Annotated in this window: 11 protein-coding genes, 1 tRNA gene and 1 pseudogene; all 13 read left to right on the forward strand. The window is 70.0% G+C overall.

The window, feature by feature from the left end:
• Positions 1–29 precede the first annotated feature (29 nt).
• The gene (bldG, locus tag F3T56_RS33050; protein ID WP_005475923.1) at positions 30–371 is read left to right on the forward strand and encodes an anti-sigma factor antagonist BldG; all 342 of its coding nucleotides are present in this window, start codon (positions 30–32) and stop codon (positions 369–371) included.
• 106 nt (positions 372–477) lie between these two features.
• Positions 478–912, forward strand: a complete 435-nt coding sequence (locus F3T56_RS33055; RefSeq protein WP_149829027.1) for an ATP-binding protein — start codon at positions 478–480, stop codon at positions 910–912.
• A gap of 315 nt (positions 913–1,227) precedes the next feature.
• Entirely contained in the window at positions 1,228–3,633 is a 2,406-nt protein-coding gene (locus tag F3T56_RS33060; RefSeq protein WP_149829028.1) for a sodium-translocating pyrophosphatase, read from the forward strand.
• A gap of 223 nt (positions 3,634–3,856) precedes the next feature.
• Complete coding sequence (locus F3T56_RS33065; RefSeq protein ID WP_172639254.1) at positions 3,857–4,447, forward strand: small secreted protein; 591 nt, start codon at positions 3,857–3,859, stop codon at positions 4,445–4,447.
• 205 nt (positions 4,448–4,652) lie between these two features.
• A complete protein-coding gene (locus tag F3T56_RS33070) occupies positions 4,653–6,179 on the forward strand; it encodes a DUF7059 domain-containing protein (RefSeq protein ID WP_149829030.1) in 1,527 nt (508 codons plus the stop codon).
• Positions 6,180–6,380: 201 nt separating this feature from the next.
• A pseudogene (locus tag F3T56_RS33075) lies at positions 6,381–8,737 on the forward strand (serine/threonine-protein kinase).
• Between the two features lie 109 nt (positions 8,738–8,846).
• Positions 8,847–9,044, forward strand: a complete 198-nt coding sequence (locus F3T56_RS33080) for a hypothetical protein (protein WP_149829031.1) — start codon at positions 8,847–8,849, stop codon at positions 9,042–9,044.
• A gap of 329 nt (positions 9,045–9,373) precedes the next feature.
• Entirely contained in the window at positions 9,374–12,199 is a 2,826-nt protein-coding gene (gene topA, locus F3T56_RS33085; RefSeq protein WP_149829032.1) for a type I DNA topoisomerase, read from the forward strand.
• 190 nt (positions 12,200–12,389) lie between these two features.
• The gene (gene tmk / locus F3T56_RS33090) at positions 12,390–15,680 is read left to right on the forward strand and encodes a dTMP kinase (RefSeq protein ID WP_149829033.1); all 3,291 of its coding nucleotides are present in this window, start codon (positions 12,390–12,392) and stop codon (positions 15,678–15,680) included.
• Between the two features lie 246 nt (positions 15,681–15,926).
• Positions 15,927–17,132 (forward strand): DNA polymerase III subunit delta', encoded by a 1,206-nt coding sequence (locus F3T56_RS33095; protein WP_149829034.1) that lies wholly within the window; start codon positions 15,927–15,929, stop codon positions 17,130–17,132.
• A 133-nt stretch (positions 17,133–17,265) separates the two neighbouring features.
• Positions 17,266–18,861 (forward strand): alpha/beta hydrolase, encoded by a 1,596-nt coding sequence (locus F3T56_RS33100; RefSeq protein WP_149829035.1) that lies wholly within the window; start codon positions 17,266–17,268, stop codon positions 18,859–18,861.
• A gap of 123 nt (positions 18,862–18,984) precedes the next feature.
• Positions 18,985–19,061 (forward strand) — tRNA-Thr (locus F3T56_RS33105).
• Positions 19,062–19,323: 262 nt separating this feature from the next.
• On the forward strand, positions 19,324–19,962 hold the full coding sequence (locus F3T56_RS33110; protein ID WP_149829036.1) for a hypothetical protein: 639 nt from the start codon (positions 19,324–19,326) through the stop codon (positions 19,960–19,962).
• Positions 19,963–20,012: the final 50 nt, after the last annotated feature.

Below are 20,012 nucleotides of genomic sequence, written 5' to 3' on the forward strand. Positions count from 1 at the left end.
ACGCTCGATAGCAAGGTGCTGGAGGATCCGTGGACCTGTCCCTGTCGACCCGTACCGTCGGCGATCGTACGGTCGTCGAGGTCGGTGGCGAAATCGACGTTTATACCGCGCCCAAGCTGCGTGAGCAGCTGGTCGAGCTGGTCAACGACGGGAGTTTCCACCTCGTCGTCGACATGGAGGGCGTCGACTTCCTCGACTCCACCGGGCTCGGCGTGTTGGTGGGCGGCCTGAAGCGAGTACGGGCCCACGAGGGCTCGCTGCGCCTGGTGTGCAACCAGGAGCGGATTTTGAAGATCTTCCGCATCACCGGTCTGACCAAGGTGTTCCCGATTCACACCTCGGTCGACGAAGCGGTGGCGGCCACCGACTGACCCCGCCCTTCCGGGCCCGTGCCCGGAACGGCCTGAGACAAATGAGGGGGGACCGGGCCCGAGTGGCCCGGTCCTCCAACAGCACGCCCAGTTCCGAGGGGGATGCATGGCCACCGTTGAACTCCGCTTCAGCGCGCTGCCCGAGCACGTCAGGACCGCCCGACTGGTGGCGGCAGCGGTGGCGCGCAGGGCCGGAGTGGACGAGGCCGTCCTCGACGAGGTCAGGCTGGCCGTCGGCGAGGCGTGCACCCGTGCCGTCGGACTGCATCAGAACAGCGGTGTCCTGGCACCGGTGCGGGTATCGCTGATCGAAGAGGAGAAACAGTTCTCCATCGAGGTCGGCGACGAGGCGCCGCACGCCGTCCCCGGCGACAAGGCGTCGGGTGCCGGTGGCGACGCGGACGTGGACATCGAGGAGGACGACATGGGCCTCGCCGTCATCAGCGGTCTCGTCGACGACGTGGAGGTCTCCACCGGGGCGAACGGCGGGCTGATCCGTATGAGCTGGCCGACGACACCGCCCACCGCGGTGCTGCCGTAACTCCTCACAACATCACGTAGTACCGCGAGGGCCCTGCTGAGCAGGGCCCTTTGCTTTTGATGAGATCATTAATTGCGATCAACGTTCATCGGAACTCCGGAATTCGTGAAGGAATTCACGATCAATCGCACGATTATTTGATCAAGTGTCAATGCCTTTGAGGCGTTACCTCTTTCGAGTAATGTGGCTGTGCGCGGATCGTTTGCTGAAGGGCATCTGAAGGCTAATTCCGTTTGCCGTGCACTGTTTTGATCAGGTTCCGCTCCCTAGAATCCGTCCACATCTTGAGCTCAGCCCAAGCGTCAAGGAGGACGAATGGCGGGGCTTTCTACCCCTCAACGGTTTGACCACCCCACGAACTTCGCAGCCGCAGTGCTGACCGACGACAACCGGATCATCGTCATGGTGATCGGAGTCGTGGCGCTGGCCGCGCTCGCCGTGGCGGGTGTCCTGGTGCGCCAGGTGCTCGCGGCGGGCGAGGGCACCGACAGCATGAAGAAGATCGCGACGGCGATCCAGGAAGGCGCGAACGCCTATCTGGCACGGCAGTTGCGCACGCTCGGCGTATTCGCCGTCGTCGTGTTCTTCCTGCTCATGCTGCTGCCCGCGGACGACTGGAATCAGCGTGCCGGACGGTCGGTGTTCTTCTTGATCGGCGCGGCGTTCTCGGCGGCCACCGGATATATCGGTATGTGGCTCGCCGTGCGCAGCAATGTGCGCGTCGCCGCGGCGGCCCGGGAAGCGACACCGGCGGAAGGCGAGCCGGAAAAAGATCTCACCACCGTCTCGCACACAGCAATGAAGATCGCTTTTCGTACGGGCGGCGTCGTCGGCATGTTCACGGTGGGGCTCGGTCTGCTGGGCGCCTCCTGCGTGGTGCTTGTGTATGCCGCCGACGCGCCGAAGGTGCTCGAGGGCTTCGGCCTCGGGGCCGCGCTCATCGCCATGTTCATGCGTGTCGGTGGCGGCATCTTCACCAAGGCCGCCGACGTCGGCGCCGACCTGGTCGGCAAGGTCGAGCAGGGCATTCCGGAGGACGATCCGCGCAATGCCGCGACCATCGCCGACAACGTGGGCGACAACGTCGGCGACTGCGCGGGCATGGCGGCCGACCTCTTCGAGTCGTACGCCGTGACGCTGGTCGCCGCGCTGATCCTCGGCAAGGCGGCCTTCGGCGACTCCGGGCTCGCCTTCCCGCTGATCGTGCCCGCGATCGGCGTGCTCACCGCGATGATCGGCATCTTCGCGGTCGCGCCACGCCGCAGCGACCGCAGCGGGATGAGCGCCATCAACCGCGGGTTCTTCATCTCCGCGGTGATCTCGCTGGTGCTCGTCGCCATCGCCGTCTACGCCTATCTGCCGTCGTCGTACGCCGACCTCGAAGGGGTCACGGACACGGCGATTGCGGGCCACGGCGGAGACCCGCGGGTCCTCGCGGTCGTCGCGGTGGCGATCGGCATCGTCTTGGCCGCGCTGATCCAGCAGCTGACCGGCTACTTCACCGAGACCACCCGGCGTCCCGTGCGGGACATCGGCAAGAGTTCGCTCACCGGCGCGGCCACCGTCGTCCTCGCCGGTATCTCCATCGGTCTCGAATCGGCCGTCTACACCGCCCTGCTGATCGGCCTCGGCGTGTACGGCGCGTTCCTGCTCGGCGGTACGTCGATCATGCTCGCCCTGTTCGCGGTGGCGCTGGCCGGCACCGGCCTGCTCACCACGGTCGGTGTGATCGTCGCCATGGACACCTTCGGGCCCGTCTCCGACAACGCGCAGGGCATCGCCGAGATGTCCGGCGACGTCGAGGGCGCGGGCGCGCAGGTGCTCACCGACCTGGACGCCGTCGGCAACACCACCAAGGCCATCACCAAGGGCATCGCCATCGCCACCGCCGTACTCGCGGCGGCGGCGCTCTTCGGCTCGTACCGCGACGCGATCCTCACGGCCGCGACCGACGTCGGAGAGAAGGTCTCCGGCGAAGGCGCGCCCATGAACCTGATGATGGACATCTCGCAGCCCAACAACCTCGTCGGGCTCGTCGCGGGCGCCGCGGTCGTCTTCCTCTTCTCGGGGCTGGCGATCAACGCGGTCTCGCGGTCCGCCGGTTCGGTGGTCTACGAGGTGCGGCGGCAGTTCCGAGAGCGGCCCGGGATCATGGACTACACCGAGCAGCCGGAGTACGGCAGGGTCGTCGACATCTGCACGAAGGACGCCCTGCGGGAGCTGGCCACACCAGGTCTGCTCGCCGTCATGGCACCCATCGCGATCGGGTTCACGCTCGGGGTCGGCGCACTGGGCGCGTATCTCGCGGGGGCGATCGGCACCGGCACCCTGATGGCGGTGTTCCTCGCCAACTCCGGCGGCGCCTGGGACAACGCCAAGAAGCTCGTCGAGGACGGCCATCACGGCGGCAAGGGCAGCGAGGCCCATGCCGCGACCGTCATCGGCGACACGGTGGGCGACCCGTTCAAGGACACCGCGGGTCCCGCCATCAACCCGCTGCTGAAGGTGATGAACCTCGTCGCGCTGCTCATCGCGCCCGCGGTCGTCCAGTTCAGCTACGGCGCGGACAAGAGCGTCGGGCTGCGCGTCGCCATCGCCGCAGTCGCGATCGCCGTGATCGTCGGGGCGGTGTACGTGTCCAAGCGGCGCGGAATCGCCGTGGGTGACGAAGGCAACTCCGAGCGGATGACCAAGTCGGCGGACCCAGCGGTGGTTTCGTAGACGGTCTTACGAACGGTCCTGCGAGGCCCCAGCTCAAAGGGTGGGCGGACGACGCGTGTTGACGCGTCGGCCGCCCGCCCGCTGTGTGCGGCGACGGCTCGGTGAGCCTTCTCTCGCTTGGTGCAAAGGGGTACAAAAGATACTTAGAGGGTGCTCGGCGCACAGGTGTCGCCCATTCGGCGTGTATGTTCCGGGGCCGAGAGCCACGGAAGGGACCAATCCGGTGAACAAGAAGCTCGCGGCCGCACTGTCCGGCGGTGCGGTACTGGTACTGGCGCTGTCCGGCTGCAGCAGCGACGACACGAATGATCAGCTGAACTCCTGGGCCAAGGAGGTCTGCGACTCCGTGCAGCCGCAGATCAGGAAGATCGCGGCGGCCAACGCCTCGATCCAGAAGGAGACCTCGGACGACAGCGCACCGGCGGACGTGCAGAAGGCCGACTCCCAGGGCTTCCAGGACATCTCCGACGCCTACAAGGCGATGGCCGCGGCCATCCAGAAGGCGGGGGCACCGGATGTCGAGGACGGTGCGACGAAGCAGAAGAACGCGGTGACCGAGCTGAATCAGCTGTCGGCCGCGTATGCCGAGCTGAAGAAGAAGTCGGACGCGCTGAACACGAAGGACCAGGCGAAGTTCGCGGACGGGCTCGAAGGGGTCGCGACCGAACTGGAGAAGTTGAGCCAGACCGGGAGTGACGCGCTGAAGGAGCTGGAGAAGGGGGAGGTGGGGCAGGCGATGGCCGAGCAGCAGAGCTGCAAGTCGGCGACCGCGTCCGGGACCGCCTCGGCGCCGGCTTCCGCGACGAAGAGCTGAGCGGGGGCTTACTGGGCCGGGGGCTTCTGGGTGCCCTTTGCCGGGGCTGGGCGGGGGTAGGGCGCGCTTGCCGGCGCTGACAGGGTGCCGCCTGCGCCCACCCTCCCCCACTCTCGGCTTCGCTCGAGCGGGAGGTGCCCCCATCGCCCCAGCGGCACGACTGCCCGCAGTCAGGGACAGCGTGCTCGCGGTTACGCTGAGCGGTGTGAGTGACTCCAAGTTGTCCCCGTTGCCCTCCACTGACCGGCTCGATGTCGCCGCGCGGCTTCGGGGGGCCTTTCTCGGGGCTGATTTCACTGCCGACGGGCTTCTCGAACTGCTCGGGGCGTCCGCGTATGCGGCGTTGGCGCGAAGTGAGGTCGTGCCGGCGCTCAGGGCTACGCGGGGGGAGACGCCGCTGGAGGTGCTCGTGCGGCTGTTTCTGTTGCAGCAGCCGGTGGCACGCGCGCGTGTGGAGGGTGTGCTGCCCGTCGACGCGTGCGTGGAGTGCGGGTGGCTGGATCCGGTCGGTGACGGCGAGGTCGTCGCCACCGTGGATGTGCGGCCGTACGGCGGGCCCGGGGGCGAGGACTGGTTCATCGTGTCCGATCTCGGGTGTGCCGTCGGCGGGGCCGGGGGGATCGGGAGCCGGAACGAAGGGGTTGTGCTGGGGGTGGGCGGGGCGTCCACCACGCTCGCCGGGATCACCGTGCGGACACCTGTCGAGGCCGCCCTCGACCTCGGGACGGGCTCCGGGATCCAGGCACTGCACGCCGCGCAGCACGCCACCCGGGTGACGGCGACCGACCTCAACCCGCGCGCGCTGCACATCACGGCGCTCACGCTGGCACTCTCCGGCACGCCCGCCGCCGATCTGCGCCAGGGCTCGCTCTTCGCGCCGGTGGAGGAGGACGAGACGTACGACCTCATCGTGTCGAATCCGCCGTTCGTCATTTCTCCTGGTACCCGGCTGACCTATCGCGACGGCGGGATGGGCGGGGACGATCTGTGCCGGACGCTCGTTCAAGGGGCTGGGGAGCGGTTGAACGAGGGCGGGTTCGCGCAGTTCCTGGCCAACTGGCAGCACGTTGAGGGCGAGGACTGGCAGGAGCGGCTCAGGTCATGGGTGCCGCGTGGGTGCGACGCGTGGATCGTGCAGCGCGAGGTCCAGGACGTCACGCAGTACGTGGAGTTGTGGCTGCGGGACGCGGGCGACCACCGCGGTGACGTGGCCGAGTACCAGGCGCGGTACGACGCCTGGCTCGACGAGTTCGAGGCGCGGAAGGTGCAGGCCGTCGGGTTCGGCTGGATCACACTGCGGAAGTCGGCCGCCGCGGACGCCGCTCCGTCGATCACCGTCGAGGAATGGCCGCATCCGGTCGAACAGCCGCTCGGCGAGACCGTGCGGGCGCACTTCGCACGCGTCGACTACCTGCGGGCCAACGACGACGCGGCGCTGCTCGCCGCGCACTTCAGGCTCACCTCCGAGGTCGTCCAGGAGCAGGTCGGGCTGCCTGGCGCCGAGGATCCCGAGCATGTGGTGCTGCGTCAGAACCGTGGCATGCGCCGGGCCACGAAGGTGGACACGGTCGGTGCCGGATTCGCCGGTGTGTGCGACGGCACGCTCAGCGCGGGACGGATTCTGGACGCCATCGCCCAGCTCGTCGGCGAGGACCCGGTGGCGCTGCGCGACCGGACGCCGGCCCAGATCCGACTGCTGGTGGAACAGGGGTTCCTCGAACCGGCTCGGTGAGCAGGCCTGTACGGCTTCCGGCGCCCCGTCCTCGTAGCGGAAGGGGCGTATCCGTACCCTTGGGGCGCATGTGCCCGGTCTGACTGGATTGGTCCGCAAAAGGACTCCTGTCAGTGGCACGTGCGAAGCTATTTTCAAGAGACGGATTCGACGTGTCCTCGGGGGAGGCACGCGCTGTCTCTGGGGGAGTGGGGGATCGCGATGGGGGATACGCCGGAGCAGGGCCAGGGAAGGGTCATCAACGGCCGGTACCGACTGCTGCGCACACTCGGCGCGGGCGGCATGGGCCGGGTCTGGCTCGCGTACGACGAGGAGTTGGCCTGCGAGGTCTCCATGAAGGAGATCTCCCTGCCCGACGTCCCGAGGGACGCGACCGAGTCCGCGATGGGGGTGCCCCCGCTCGAGCGAAGCCGAGAGTGGGGGAGCATCGCCCGGGCCCGCAGCGAGGCCCGGCACGCCGCGCGCCTGCGTGGTCATCCGCATGTGGCCACGGTCCACGACGTGGTGCTGCACTCGGGCCTGCCGTGGATCGTCATGGAGTACGTGCCGGACGCGATCGACCTCCAGGCGGTCGTACGGCAGCGGGGGCCGCTCTCGCCCGAGCAGGTCGCGCGGATCGGGCTCGCCGTCCTCGACGCGCTCACCGCCGGCCACCGGATCGGCATCCTCCACCGCGATGTGAAACCGGCCAACATCCTCCTCGCGGCTGACGCCTCGGGCGACCCCTACGCGCGCGTGCTGCTCACCGACTACGGCATCGCGCTCCAGCCGGAGTCCCGCGAACCCCGGCTCACCGCCACCGCCGGCATCCTCGGCACGCCCGGGTACCTGGCGCCCGAGCGGGCGCGGGGCGAGCCGCCGACCCCGGCCGCCGACCTGTTCTCGCTCGGCGCCACGTTGTACGCGGCGGTCGAGGGCCGCGGCCCCTTCGACCGGCACGGCGAGTACGCGACGCTCACGGCCCTGCTCGGCGAGGAGCCCACGCCGCCCGTCCGCGCCGGTGAACTGGCGCCCGTCCTGCACGGGTTGCTCATCAAGGATCCGGTGCGGCGGCTGTCGCCGGAGGCGGTGGCGCGCGGCCTGGAGCGGGTCGCGGACGCGGGCGGCGCCGCGACACCACCGGGCTGGGGAGCCACCCCGGCGTCGGCACCTGAGGGCTTCGGACCCGCTCCCGCCACCCCCGGCGGCCATGCGACCGCCGGCCCGCCCCAGGGCTACGCGGCGGGCGCACCGCCCGGCTATGCGGCCGCCGCGCAGGCAGGTAACGGGGGAACGCCGAACACGCCGGGCGCACCCCACACGCCGTACACACCGGGCGCCGGGCACGGGCCGTACACCCCGGGGACGCCGCACACGCCCGGGGCGCCACCGACGCCGAACACCCCGGCGGGAGGTCCGCCCACGCCGGGCGGCGGCCCGTCGCCGTACGGCTCTTGGCAGCAGGCTCAGCCCCAGGGCCCGTACGACGGCTACAACCCGTACGGGGGCGGCCAGTCCGGGCCGTACGGGAGTGTTGCCGGTAACCAGCCGGGGCCGTACGGCGGCACTGTGGGCAACCAGTCGCTGCCCTACTCGGCCAACCCGTCGACGCCCTACGGCGGTGGCGGCGCCGCTTCGCCGGGCAGCGCGGGGTTCCCGACCATGACGGCCGGTGCTCCGCCGCCCAGTGGGCCGAAGCGGAAGGTGCCCGCGGCCGGGACTGTCGCGATCGTCGTGGCCGTCCTGCTGGTGGCGGCGGCGGGACCTGGCTGGCGGTCAACATGACCGGGGACGACGGCTCGCCGGGTACCTCGCCCACCGAATCCGGGCAACCAGTCGCCTCGCCGCCGTCGGAGTACCCCTACGGCGAGAACGCGGCCCTCAAGAAACCGCTGGAGGTGGGGGACTGCGTCAAGGCGGTCTGGACGGGGACGACGTTCACGTCGGTGCCCGACCTGGGCGTGGTGGACTGCGACGAGGACTGGCCGGACGGCCAGGTCGTGGCGATCGAGACGGCCTCCGACCACGCGGAGGCCCGCACCAGCGGCGCGCAGCGCTGCGCCAGCCAGGCCGGCCCGATGGCCGAGGCCCTGCCCGACGCGGACGTCTACGCACTCGTCCCGACGAAGGAGGGCTTCGCCACGGCCAAAGGAGGTACGGCATGTCTCGTACTCGGCAAGCACGTCCCGATCGGCGGCGAGGTGGGCCGACTCCGTGACGTGGGCATGTACCTGTGGCCCACTCAGATGGCCATAGGCGACTGCTGGGACTACACCACCAGGGACGACGAGGGATACGACGCACCGCTGACCGACTGTGCCGAAGCGCACACCGACCAGGTCGTGGGATCGGTGCAGGCGCCCGACAGCATGACCTTCCAGGGCGCCCTCGACGAAGGCGGAAAGCTGTGCACCAACAGGTTCGAGTCGACTTGGGCGCCCGGTGCTGACCTGATCGTGTCGGGATGGGTGTCCGACAAGAACGAATGGGAGAAGGGCTTCAACAAGGTGGTGTGCACGGTGCGCAACGCCGACGCCTCCAAGACGACCGGGAAGATATCCACGCCGGGCTCGGTCTGAGAGCCGGACCGGGAGCCCGGACGCCTTACGTTCACCTCGGGTTCGCGTGCCCGCTTCCCGTGCGTGCCAGCCTCCCGTCGCTGGGTGGCGAGGGGTGGGAGGACGGGACATGGAGAGCGGACCGGCGATCTTCGCGGGAGTGGTGTTCGCCCTGTTCGGGGGCGGGCTGCTGCTGTGGACGACGATCCGGGTGCGCCAGGGCGAACCGGTTGCCCAGGGGGTGCGTCCTGTGATGTCGGCGACGCTCGCGAGCGTCGTGGCGGTCGCCGCCCTCACGCTCGGCGCGTGGTGCTTCACGCGGCTCTGAGCGAGCGCCGGAATCCTGGGCCGGGGAGCCCGGGGAGCCCGGGGAGCCCGTGAGGTAACCGGGGGGTGGCGCTCCGTATCGATCCGGAAAGGGCCGATGCACAAGCCGGGCGGCAGGAATGGCGGTAGTCGGGTTACCGTTCGAGTGGCCGTTGTGGGCTTTTCCCGTTTGACACGGGGGCGGGATGTACCGTCACACTCCGCAGCGTCAGCATGACCCAACCCCCGGGCATCGGGCTGAGCCTCGTGTGAGGCTCACGCCACTGGGGGTGCCCGACCCCGGGACGTAGCCTGGGGAAGACCCAGCGTCGACCGGAGAGAAGAGCGAAGTTGTCCCCGACCAGCGAGACCGCGAAGGGCGGCCGCCGACTCGTCATCGTCGAGTCGCCTGCCAAGGCGAAGACGATCAAGGGCTATCTCGGCCCCGGCTACATCGTCGAGGCGAGCGTGGGGCACATCCGCGACCTTCCCAACGGCGCCGCGGAGGTGCCCGAGCAGTACACCGGCGAGGTGCGCCGCCTCGGCGTGGACGTCGAGCACGACTTCCAGCCCGTCTATGTGGTCAACGCCGACAAGAGGGCGCAGGTCAAGAAGCTCAAGGACCTGCTGAAGGAGTCCGACGAGCTCTTCCTCGCCACCGATGAGGACCGCGAGGGCGAGGCCATCGCCTGGCACCTCCAGGAGGTCCTCAAGCCCAAGGTCCCGGTCAAGCGGATGGTCTTCCACGAGATCACCAAGGCCGCGATCCAGGCCGCCGTCGCCAACCCGCGCGAGCTGAACCAGAAGCTGGTCGACGCCCAGGAGACCCGCCGCATCCTTGACCGCCTCTACGGCTACGAGGTCTCGCCGGTCCTGTGGAAGAAGGTCATGCCGCGGCTGTCGGCGGGCCGTGTCCAGTCCGTCGCGACCCGGCTCGTGGTGGAGCGGGAGCGCGAGCGGATCGCGTTCCGTTCCGCCGAGTACTGGGACCTGACCGGTACCTTCGCGACCGGCCGCGCCGGTGACGCCTCCGACCCGTCGTCCCTGGTCGCGCGCCTGCAGTCCGTCGACGGCCGCCGCGTCGCCCAGGGCCGTGACTTCGACTCGCTCGGGCAGCTCAAGGGCGCGAACGTCCTGCACCTGGACGAGGGAGACGCCCGCGCGCTGGCCGCCGCGCTGGAGAACACGCGCTTCTCCGTCCGGTCCGTCGAGTCCAAGCCGTACCGCCGCTCGCCGTACGCCCCGTTCCGTACGACGACGCTCCAGCAGGAGGCCTCGCGCAAGCTGGGCTTCGGGGCCAAGGCGACGATGCAGGTGGCGCAGAAGCTGTACGAGAACGGCTTCATCACCTATATGCGTACGGACTCCACGACGCTCAGCGACACCGCCGTGGCCGCCGCCCGCGCCCAGGTCACGCAGCTGTACGGCGCCGACTATCTGCCGGCGCAGCCGCGTACGTACGCCGGGAAGGTCAAGAACGCGCAGGAGGCGCACGAGGCGATCCGCCCGTCGGGTGACCGTTTCCGTACGCCCGCCGAGACCGGCCTGACCGGCGACCAGTTCAAGCTCTACGAGCTGATCTGGAAGCGGACCGTCGCCTCCCAGATGAAGGACGCGACGGGTAACTCCGTCACGGTGAAGATCGGTGGCACGGCCGCCGACGGCCGGGACGCCGAGTTCAGCGCCTCCGGCAAGACGATCACCTTCCACGGCTTCCTCAAGGCCTACGTCGAGGGCGCCGACGACCCGAACGCCGAGCTGGACGACCGCGAGCGCCGGTTGCCGCAGGTCAACGAGGGTGACGCGCTCTCCGCCGAGGAAATCACCGTCGACGGGCACGCCACGAAGCCGCCCGCCCGCTACACCGAGGCGTCGCTGGTCAAGGAGCTGGAGGAGCGGGAGATCGGCCGTCCGTCGACGTACGCGTCGATCATCGGGACGATCCTCGACCGCGGCTATGTGTTCAAGAAGGGCACCGCTCTGGTGCCGTCCTTCCTGAGCTTCGCCGTGGTCAACCTGCTGGAGAAGCACTTCGGGCGGCTCGTCGATTACGACTTCACCGCCAAGATGGAGGACGACCTCGACCGCATCGCACGCGGCGAGGCCCAGGCGGTGCCGTGGCTGCGGCGGTTCTACTTCGGTGAAAGCACCGGTGCCAACGGGACCGCCGCTGAGGCGGGCAACGGTGACGGGGACCACCTCGGTGGTCTGAAGGAGCTGGTGACCGACCTGGGCGCGATCGACGCGCGCGAGGTCTCGTCGTTCCCCGTCGGCAACGACATCGTGCTGCGCGTCGGGCGCTACGGCCCCTACATCGAGCGCGGCGAGAAGGACACCGAGCAGCACCAGCGCGCGGACGTCCAGGACGACCTCGCGCCGGACGAGCTGTCCGTCGAGCTGGCGGAGGAGCTGCTGGCGAAGCCGAGCGGTGACTTCGAGCTGGGCGCCGACCCGGTCACCGGCAACCAGATCGTCGCCAAGGACGGGCGCTACGGGCCGTACGTCACGGAGATCCTGCCCGAGGGCACGCCGAAGACCGGCAAGAACGCGGTCAAGCCGCGTACGGCCTCGCTGTTCAAGTCGATGTCCCTGGACACGGTGACGCTCGAGGACGCCCTCAAGCTGATGTCGCTGCCGCGGGTCGTCGGCGCGGACGCCGAGGGGCAGGAGATCACCGCGCAGAACGGGCGGTACGGGCCGTATCTGAAGAAGGGCACGGACTCGCGTTCGCTGCAGTCCGAGGACCAGCTCTTCACGATCACCCTCGAAGAGGCGCTGGAGATCTACTCCCAGCCCAAGCAGCGGGGGCGGGCCGCGGCCAAGCCGCCGCTCAAGGAACTGGGCGCCGACCCGGTCAGCGGGAAGCCGGTCGTGGTGAAGGACGGGCGCTTCGGGCCGTACGTCACCGACGGCGAGACCAATGCGACGCTGCGGTCCGGGGACAGCGTGGAGACGATCACGCCGGAGCGTGGGTTCGAGCTGCTCGCGGAAAAGCGGGCGAAGGCGCCGGCCAAGAAGACCGCGAAGAAGGCTCCGGTGAAGAAGACGGCGACGAAGAAGGCGGCGCCGGCTAAAAAGGTTGCCGCGAAGAAGACGGCGACTTCGAAGACTGCTGCGGCGAAGAAGGCGGCGCCGGCCAAGAAGGTGGCTGCTAAGAAGGCTGTGCCGGACGCCTAGTAGCTCGAGGGGTGCGGGTTGTTGGCGGCTGCGGGTTGTTTTCGGCTGGTCGCGCAGTTCCCCGCGCCCCTACAGGGCGGCTGCCACTGACCTTGGCCTGAATCTTCACCTCGGCTTCGCTCAACCTGCGTGTTGTGTGTGCGTTTGGGCGTCGGTTCGGTGTGTCGGTGCGTGCCGATAGGCTGAAAGCATGATGCGAGGCGAGCAGCCGATGGCCCAGACTCCGGCCCCCGATGACGCCCTGGCCGCCGACTCCAGGGAGCGTGCGGTACGGGCGCTATTGCGTCAGCCGCAGCTCAAACGGCTGTGGAGCGCACAGCTCGTGGGCGGTGTCGGGGATGTCCTCGCGCTGTTCGTGCTGGTTCTTCTTACTTTTCAGACGGCGATCGCCGAGGGGTCCTTCGGTGGTGGGTACCGGGGCGTCGCCCTCACCGTGGCGGCCGTGTTCGGTACGCGGGTGCTCGCGACGCTGCTCTTCGGCGCCGTACTCCTCGGGCCGCTCACCTCGCTGACGTCCCAGGAGGGGCCGCTCGACCGGCGCTGGACCATGGTCGGTGCCGACGGGCTGCGGGTGCTGCTGCTGATCGTGGCGCCGCTGTGGATCGACTGGATGCCGGAGAACGCGCTCGCGGTGCTGCTGGTGACCGTGTTCGTGACCGGGGTCGCCGAGCGGTTCTGGACGGTCTGCCGGGAGAGCGCGGCGCCAGCGCTGTTGCCCGCGCCGCCGCTGGAGGGCGCGACCGTACGTCCGCTGCCGGACCACATGGACGCGCTGCGGCGTCTGTCCCTGCGTACCGGATTCGTGGCGGTGCCCCTCGCGGCCGCCGTGCTCGTCGTCGCGTCGCTGCTGAACAATCTGCTGGGCGCGGGCATCGACTGGTTCGGTCAGCATCAGGCGGCGCTCGCGTCGTACGTCGCCGCCGGGTTCTTCGCCGCCTCCCTGTCCGTGGTGACCCTCCTCGAACTGCCCAAGACGCGTACACCGCGCGCGCGGTCGCCGCTGGAGGGGTTGCGTCGGCCCAAGACCGGTACCGGTGTCGACAAGGGTCGTACGGGTGCGATTCCGATCCTGGTGCCGGCGTGCGGGGCTGTCGCCGGTGCGGTCGCCGCCGCTGTCGCCGTCGCCGTGCTGCACGCCAAGGACCTGGGCGGCGGGCCGGTGACGTACGGGCTGCTCGTCGCCGCGCTGACCGGTGGGGTCGTTCTCGGGATCCGTCGAGCGTCGGCTGTTCTGCCCTCGCTGTCGCGGCGTCGGCTGCTCGCGCTGGCGATCGCCTTCACGGGGGTCGCGCTGCTCGCCGCCGGGCTCGTTCCGGATGTCACCAGCGTGGTGCTGATCTTCGGGCTGGCGGGTGTGGGCGCGGGCATCGCCGCGAACACCGGGCACACGCTGCTCGACCAGGAGGCCGAGGACTTCCGGCGGGCCCGGACCACGGAGCACCTCCAGGCTGTCGTACGGGTGTTCGTGGCGTTGGCGGTTCTGGTAGCACCGCTCTTCGCCGCCCTGATCGGGCCGCATCGGCTGGAAAGCGGCAAGTTCGTGTTCGCGCACGGAGGCGCGGCGTTCACGTTGATGCTGGTGGGGGCGTTGCTGCTGCCGGTGGCCGCGCTGGTGCTCGCCAAGGTCGACGACCGGTCCGGGGTGCCGCTGCGTCATGACCTGCGGGACGCGCTGCTGGGCGGGGACGATCCGGTGCAGGCACCGGCCACGTCCGGGTTCTTCATCGCCGTGGAGGGCGGTGACGGTGCCGGGAAGTCCACCCAGGTCGAGGCGCTCGCCGAGTGGATCCGGGCCAAGGGGCACGAGGTCGTGGTCACGCGGGAGCCGGGAGCGACTCCGGTGGGGAAGCGGCTGCGGTCGATTCTGCTGGACGTCTCGAGTGCCGGGTTGTCGCATCGGGCCGAGGCGCTGCTCTACGCGGCTGACCGTGCCGAGCATGTGGACACCGTGGTGCGGCCTGCTTTGGAGCGGGGCGCTGTTGTTGTTTCGGATCGGTACATCGATTCGTCTGTTGCCTATCAAGGGGCCGGGCGGGATCTTTCGCCCACGGAGATCGCTCGGATCTCGCGGTGGGCCACCGATGGGCTCGTGCCACATCTGACGGTGCTGCTGGATGTGTCGCCGGAGACCGCGAGGGAGCGGTTCACCGAGGCGCCGGATCGGTTGGAGTCGGAGCCGGCCGAGTTCCATGAGCGGGTGCGGGCCGGATTCCTGACCCTGGCGGCGGCGGATGCCGGGCGGTATCTGGTCGTGGACGCCGGGCAGGATCCGGAGGCCGTGACGACCGTTGTCCGGGCTCGGCTGGATGTGATGCTGCCGCTGTCCGAGGCCGAGGTGAAGGCGCAGGAGGAGGCGCGGCGCAAGGCCGAGGAGGAAGCGCGGCGGAAGGCCGAGGAAGAGGCCGCGCGCAAGGCCGAGGAAGAGCGGCTGGAGCGTGAGCGCCAGGAGGAGCTCGCGCGGCTCCGTGCCGAGGAAGAGGAGCGCAAGCGGCGCGAGCTTGAGGAGGCTCAGCGGCGCGAGGCGGAGCGGCAGGCCGAGGAGGCCCGGCTGCGGGCGGAGGAGGCCCGTCGTCGTGCCGAGGAGGAGCAGGCGCGGCTCCTCGCGGAGGAGAAGGCCCGGGCCGAGGAGGAAGAGCGGCGGCGGGTCGAGGAGGAGCGTCGCCGTCAGCAGGCCGCGGAGGAGCAGCGGCTGAGGGAGGAGGCGGAGGCGCTGCGCCTCGAGAAGCAGCGGAAGGCCGAGGAGGCGTTGCTTCGGGCCGAGGAGGCTCGGAGGGTTGCGGCTGAGCGGGCCGCTGAGGCTGAGGCTGAGCGGGTGGCTGAGGCTGAGCGGGTGGCTCGGGCTGCGAGGGAGGCTCAGGCTGAGCGGGACGCTGCGGCGGCGGCTTCGGTTGAGGCCGAGAGGGTGGCTGCGGCTGAACGGGCGGCTGAGGCTGAGCGGGCTTCGGGGGCCGGTGGGGCTGGCGAGGCCCGCGGGGCTGATGAGCAGGTGACTGTGCCTACGCCGGTGGTGAGGCCGACGAACGCGTCCGGTGGGCCGGTGGATGAGACCGCTGTGTTGCCGCCGGTGCGGCCGGGTGGGGCAGAGGGGGCGGATTCGGAGACCACGGCGAAGTTGCCGCGGCCGCCGGCGCCGCCTGCGGGGGCGGAGGAGGAGACCGCGGTGTTGCCGCCTGTGCCTCCGGGAGCGGCTGACGAGACCGCTGTGCTTCCTCCTGTACGGGACGATCGGGTGCCGCCGGGGTACTTCCGGGACGAGCGGCCGGAGGCGGGGCCGGAGCCGCGGCCTGATGGGGCGGAGGATCGGACTCGGGAGATGCCTCAGGTCGACGCGGAGGGGGCTCCTCGGCGTCGGCAGCGGTCCGACTGGGCCGAGGAGACGCCGCTGGACGATCTGCCGACGCTGGCGGATGAACTGCTGGGACCGCATGGGGACGACGATGCGGGTGAGGGGCGGCGCGGCTGGGGGCGGCGCCGGGGCTGAGCCGCCGGGGCCGCCGTCTTACGTAGCTGCGGGCCGTTGTGCCGCTGGGGCGATGGGGGAGGGTGGGCGCAGCGGCACCTCGTAGTAGCGCCGAGTAGCGCAGCCCACCCCCGCCCAGCCCCAGCCGCCGGGTGCCCAGTGGCTGCCGGTGGTGGAGCTCGTCCATGTCAACCGTGCCGTTCGTTGTCAGTGGGGTCGCGCACAATGGGGCTCGGAGTGGTGACGTGGGACTGAGGGCGGTGGGGCATGGGCGTGTGGGACGACCTGGTGGGGCAGGAGCGGCTGAGTGCGCAGTTGAACGCGGCGGCTCGCGACGCGGATGCCATCGTCACCGCGGCCGAGACCGGAGGGGAGCCTCCCGAGGCGTCGAAGATGACGCATGCGTGGCTGTTCACGGGGCCGCCGGGCGCGGGGCGGACGACGGCGGCGCGGGCGTTCGCGGCGGCGTTGCAGTGTGTGAGCCCGGACCGGGCGCTCGGCGGTAGCCCGGGGTGCGGGTTCTGTGACGGGTGTCATACGGCGTTGGTGGGGACGCACGCCGATGTCACGACCGTGGCGGCCGTGGGTACGCAGATCCTCGCCGAGGACATGCGGGACACGGTGCGGAAGTCGTTCACGTCGCCGGCGAACGGGCGGTGGCAGGTGATCCTCGTCGAGGACGCCGAGCGGTTGAACGAGAAGTCGGCCAACGCGGTGCTGAAGGCGGTCGAGGAGCCCGCTCCGCGGACGGTGTGGTTGCTGTGCGCGCCTTCGCTGGAGGACGTGCTGCCCACGATTCGGTCGCGGTGTCGGCACGTCGGGCTGCTCACACCCTCGGTGGACGCGGTGGCGGACATGCTCGTACGGCGGGAAGGGATCGAGCCGGAGGCCGCCGCCGTGGCGGCGCGGGCCACTCAGGGGCATATCGAGCGGGCTCGGCGGCTGGCCACCGATCCGCGGGCGCGGGAGCGGCGGGCCGCCGTGCTGAAGCTGCCGTTGCGGGTCGGGGACATCGGCGGGTGTCTGAAGGCCGCGCAGGAGCTGGTGGACGCGGCCTCCGAGGAGTCCAAACAACTGGCGGAAGAGGTCGACACCAAGGAGACCGAGGAACTGAAGGCGGCGCTGGGCGCGGTGCAGGGCGGGCGTATGCCGCGCGGTACGGCGGGAGTGATGAAGGATCTGGAGGACAAGCAGAAGCGGCGGCGGACCAGGTCGCAGCGGGACAGTCTGGATCTGGCGCTCACCGAGCTCACCGGGTTCTACCGCGACGTACTCGCTCTGCAGCTGGGGTCGCGGGTCGCGCTCGCCAACGTCGAGGTTCAGGACACCCTGGAGCGGATGGCGCGAGGCGGGACGCCGGAGTCGACGCTGCGGCGCATCGACGCGATCACGGCGTGCCGGGAGGCCTTGGACCGGAATGTGGCGCCGTTGTTGGCCGTGGAGGCGATGACGATGGCGTTGCGGGCCGGGTGATGTGAGGTGGTGTGGACGACGGTGGGTGGCGTTCGGCCGAGAGGGCGGGTGCGTTCGGTTGACCGTGTCACTCGTACGAGGAGCATTCGTCGCCGATCGTGATCGTCATGTCGCGTGTGGTTACGCTCGCCAGATGCACACCAGGCGTACTTCCCGGCCGAATCGGTCCCTGCGCACCGGCGGCGCGTTGCTCGCCGCCGCCGCGCTGCTCGTCTCGGCCTGTTCCTCCGGCGGTTCGAGTACGGCGGCTACGGCAGCCACAGCAGCGGACGGGGCGTCCGCCCTCGACGCGCTGCCCCAAGCGACCCCCGCGGCGCTGGCCCCGTTCTACGAGCAGAAGCTGACCTGGCGCAACTGCGACATCCCGGGCTTCCAGTGCGCCACGATGAAGGCCCCCCTCGACTACGCGAAGCCGACCGAGGGCGACGTCAGACTGGCGGTCTCGCGAAAGAAGGCCACCGGGCCGGGGAAACGGCTCGGCTCGCTGCTGGTCAACCCAGGCGGCCCGGGTGGCTCGGCGGTCGGCTACGTCCAAGGGTACGCGGGGATCGAATACCCGGCCCAGGTGCGCGCCCGGTACGACATGGTCGCCGTCGACCCGCGCGGCGTGGCCGGCAGCGAGCCGATCCGATGTCTCACCGGGCGCCAGATGGACACGTACACGCAGACAGACCTCACCCCGGACGACCAGGGGGAGGAGACCAGGCTGGTCGCGGCGTACAAGCGGTTCGCGGAGGGGTGCGGGGCGCGGTCGCCGAAGCTGCTGCGGCATGTGTCCACGGTCGAGGCGGCCCGCGACATGGACATCCTGCGCGCGGTGCTGGGCGACGAGAAACTGACGTATGTGGGTGCCTCGTACGGGACGTTCCTCGGCGCGACGTACGCGGGGCTGTTCCCGGAACGGGTCGGGCGACTGGTCCTGGACGGTGCGCTGGACCCGTCGCTGCCCGCCGACCGGCTCAACCAGGAACAGACGGCGGGTTTCGAGACGGCGTTCGAGGCCTTCGCGAAGGACTGCGCACGCCGGAAAGACTGCCCTCTGGGGCGCACGCCCGCGCAGGTGCGGAAGAATCTGCGCGCCTTGTTCGAGCGCCTGGACGCGAAGCCGATCCCGGCCGGTGACGCCGGTGGACGCAAGCTCGGCGAGTCCCTGGCCACGACGGGCGTGATCGCGGCGATGTACGACGAGGGGGCGTGGCCCCAACTGCGCCAGGCCCTCACCGAGGCCCTCCGGCGCAACGACGGCGCCGGCCTGCTCGCCCTCTCGGACAGCTACTACGAGCGCGCCCCCGACGGCAGCTACTCCAACCTGATGTACGCCAACGCGGCCGTGAACTGCCTCGACCTCCCGCCCGCCTACACCACCCCTGGCCAGGTCGAACAAGCCCTCCCCGCCTTCGAGAAGGCCTCGCCCGTCTTCGGCCGGGCCCTCGCCTGGGCCTCTCTCAACTGCGCCTACTGGCCGGTCAGGCCGACGGGCGGCCCGCATCGCATCGAGGCGAAGGGTGCCGCCCCGATCGTCGTCGTCGGCACCACCCGCGACCCCGCCACCCCTTATCGCTGGGCCCGCGGCCTCGCCTCCCAGCTCTCCTCCGCCCGCCTCCTCACCTACGACGGCGACGGCCACACCGCCTACGGCCGCGGCAGCACCTGCATCGACTCCACGATCAACACCTACCTCCTCCACGGCACACCCCCCACCAACGGAAAGCGCTGCTCACAGCCCTGACCACCACCCCCGCCGAGCACCCTTCTCGCAGGGCTCCGGGTGCTCCGACCCTTGGTACGGAGCACCCCCGGAAACTGTGTAGACTTACCGAAGTTGCTGATCGCACCATGGTGCGGACAGCGCGCCGCCTTAGCTCAGATGGCCAGAGCAACGCACTCGTAATGCGTAGGTCTCGGGTTCGAATCCCGAAGGCGGCTCCACAAGGGCCCAGGTCAGATAGCCGTCGACCTGGGCCTTTTGCTTGTCCTTGACCTTGTGGGCCGGAGGCTGTGAGAGCTGCTTTCGTCCGGTTACGGCGAGGGGAGGCCAAGGGGAGGCCATTGGCGCAACGACGGTGCAGCGGTGATCGGGCGACGGTTTGATCACAGCTTCGCGGGACGGCGCACGGAGCGCGATGGTTACTGCCCTTTGCTTGGACGGCTTTGTCGCAATCCAACAAAGCGCCCCTCTACGCTGGTCCTCATGGCGGACATCAAGAGCGGCACGGGGTTCAAGGCCCTGGTGGCCCAGACCACGGCAGTGCTACTGACACGCGGCCTTGAGGTCGAACCGGTAGCGGTTCGAGATGTGGTGGCCTACGTGGTCAACACGGCCGCAGAGAAGGTCAGGCTGGACCCCGAGGAAGCAGTCCATCTGGTCTCGCCGGAGATGGTCGCGGACGCGATCGCGGCTGCGGCGGACGACTCCAACGAGGATGCCTCCGCTGTCCACGCTGTGCGTCCGGTCCGTCTGGACGCGCGCACCGTGGACGTACCCACCATGGCTCTGGGGCGCCTGGTGATGGCCGGCGCACAGGCCGGAAAGTACGCGGCGGCCAACCGCGACGGCCGGGCGGCAGCTCACGCGATGGACCTGGTGACAGAACTCGGCTCCGCCACGGTGTCGGCGAGCGGCGGCGAACTCGTCGAGGTGCCGGTGGGGGTACTTGACGAGCTTGCTGACCTTGTCCAGCGGGTTGTCGGACGGGTCGACTCTGGTGAGTGGAGCATCTGTCCGTGCGGGGAGCCGCACGAGCAGGAGGAAGTGGACCGCCAGGTCGTCGTTGCCATGAGCCAGGACGTTGCTATCGCCCGAGAACTGCAGGCCAAGGCAGGCCAGTAGTCGGCACCGTGACGGTACCTGCCTGGCGGCAAGCGGCGCCGGACGCAATC

It is taken from the genome of Streptomyces tailanensis, from assembly GCF_008386495.1.
Classification (GTDB): Bacteria; Actinomycetota; Actinomycetes; order Streptomycetales; family Streptomycetaceae; genus Streptomyces; species Streptomyces tailanensis.

Coding starts and splice junctions, on each gene's coding strand:
- F3T56_RS33055 (WP_149829027.1), top strand. CDS start 478: ATGGCCACCGTTGAACTCCGCTTCAGCGCGCTGCCCGAGCACGTCAGG.
- F3T56_RS33060 (WP_149829028.1), top strand. CDS start 1,228: ATGGCGGGGCTTTCTACCCCTCAACGGTTTGACCACCCCACGAACTTC.
- F3T56_RS33080 (WP_149829031.1), top strand. CDS start 8,847: ATGGAGAGCGGACCGGCGATCTTCGCGGGAGTGGTGTTCGCCCTGTTC.
- tmk (WP_149829033.1), top strand. CDS start 12,390: ATGATGCGAGGCGAGCAGCCGATGGCCCAGACTCCGGCCCCCGATGAC.
- F3T56_RS33095 (WP_149829034.1), top strand. CDS start 15,927: ATGGGCGTGTGGGACGACCTGGTGGGGCAGGAGCGGCTGAGTGCGCAG.
- F3T56_RS33100 (WP_149829035.1), top strand. CDS start 17,266: ATGCACACCAGGCGTACTTCCCGGCCGAATCGGTCCCTGCGCACCGGC.
- F3T56_RS33110 (WP_149829036.1), top strand. CDS start 19,324: ATGGCGGACATCAAGAGCGGCACGGGGTTCAAGGCCCTGGTGGCCCAG.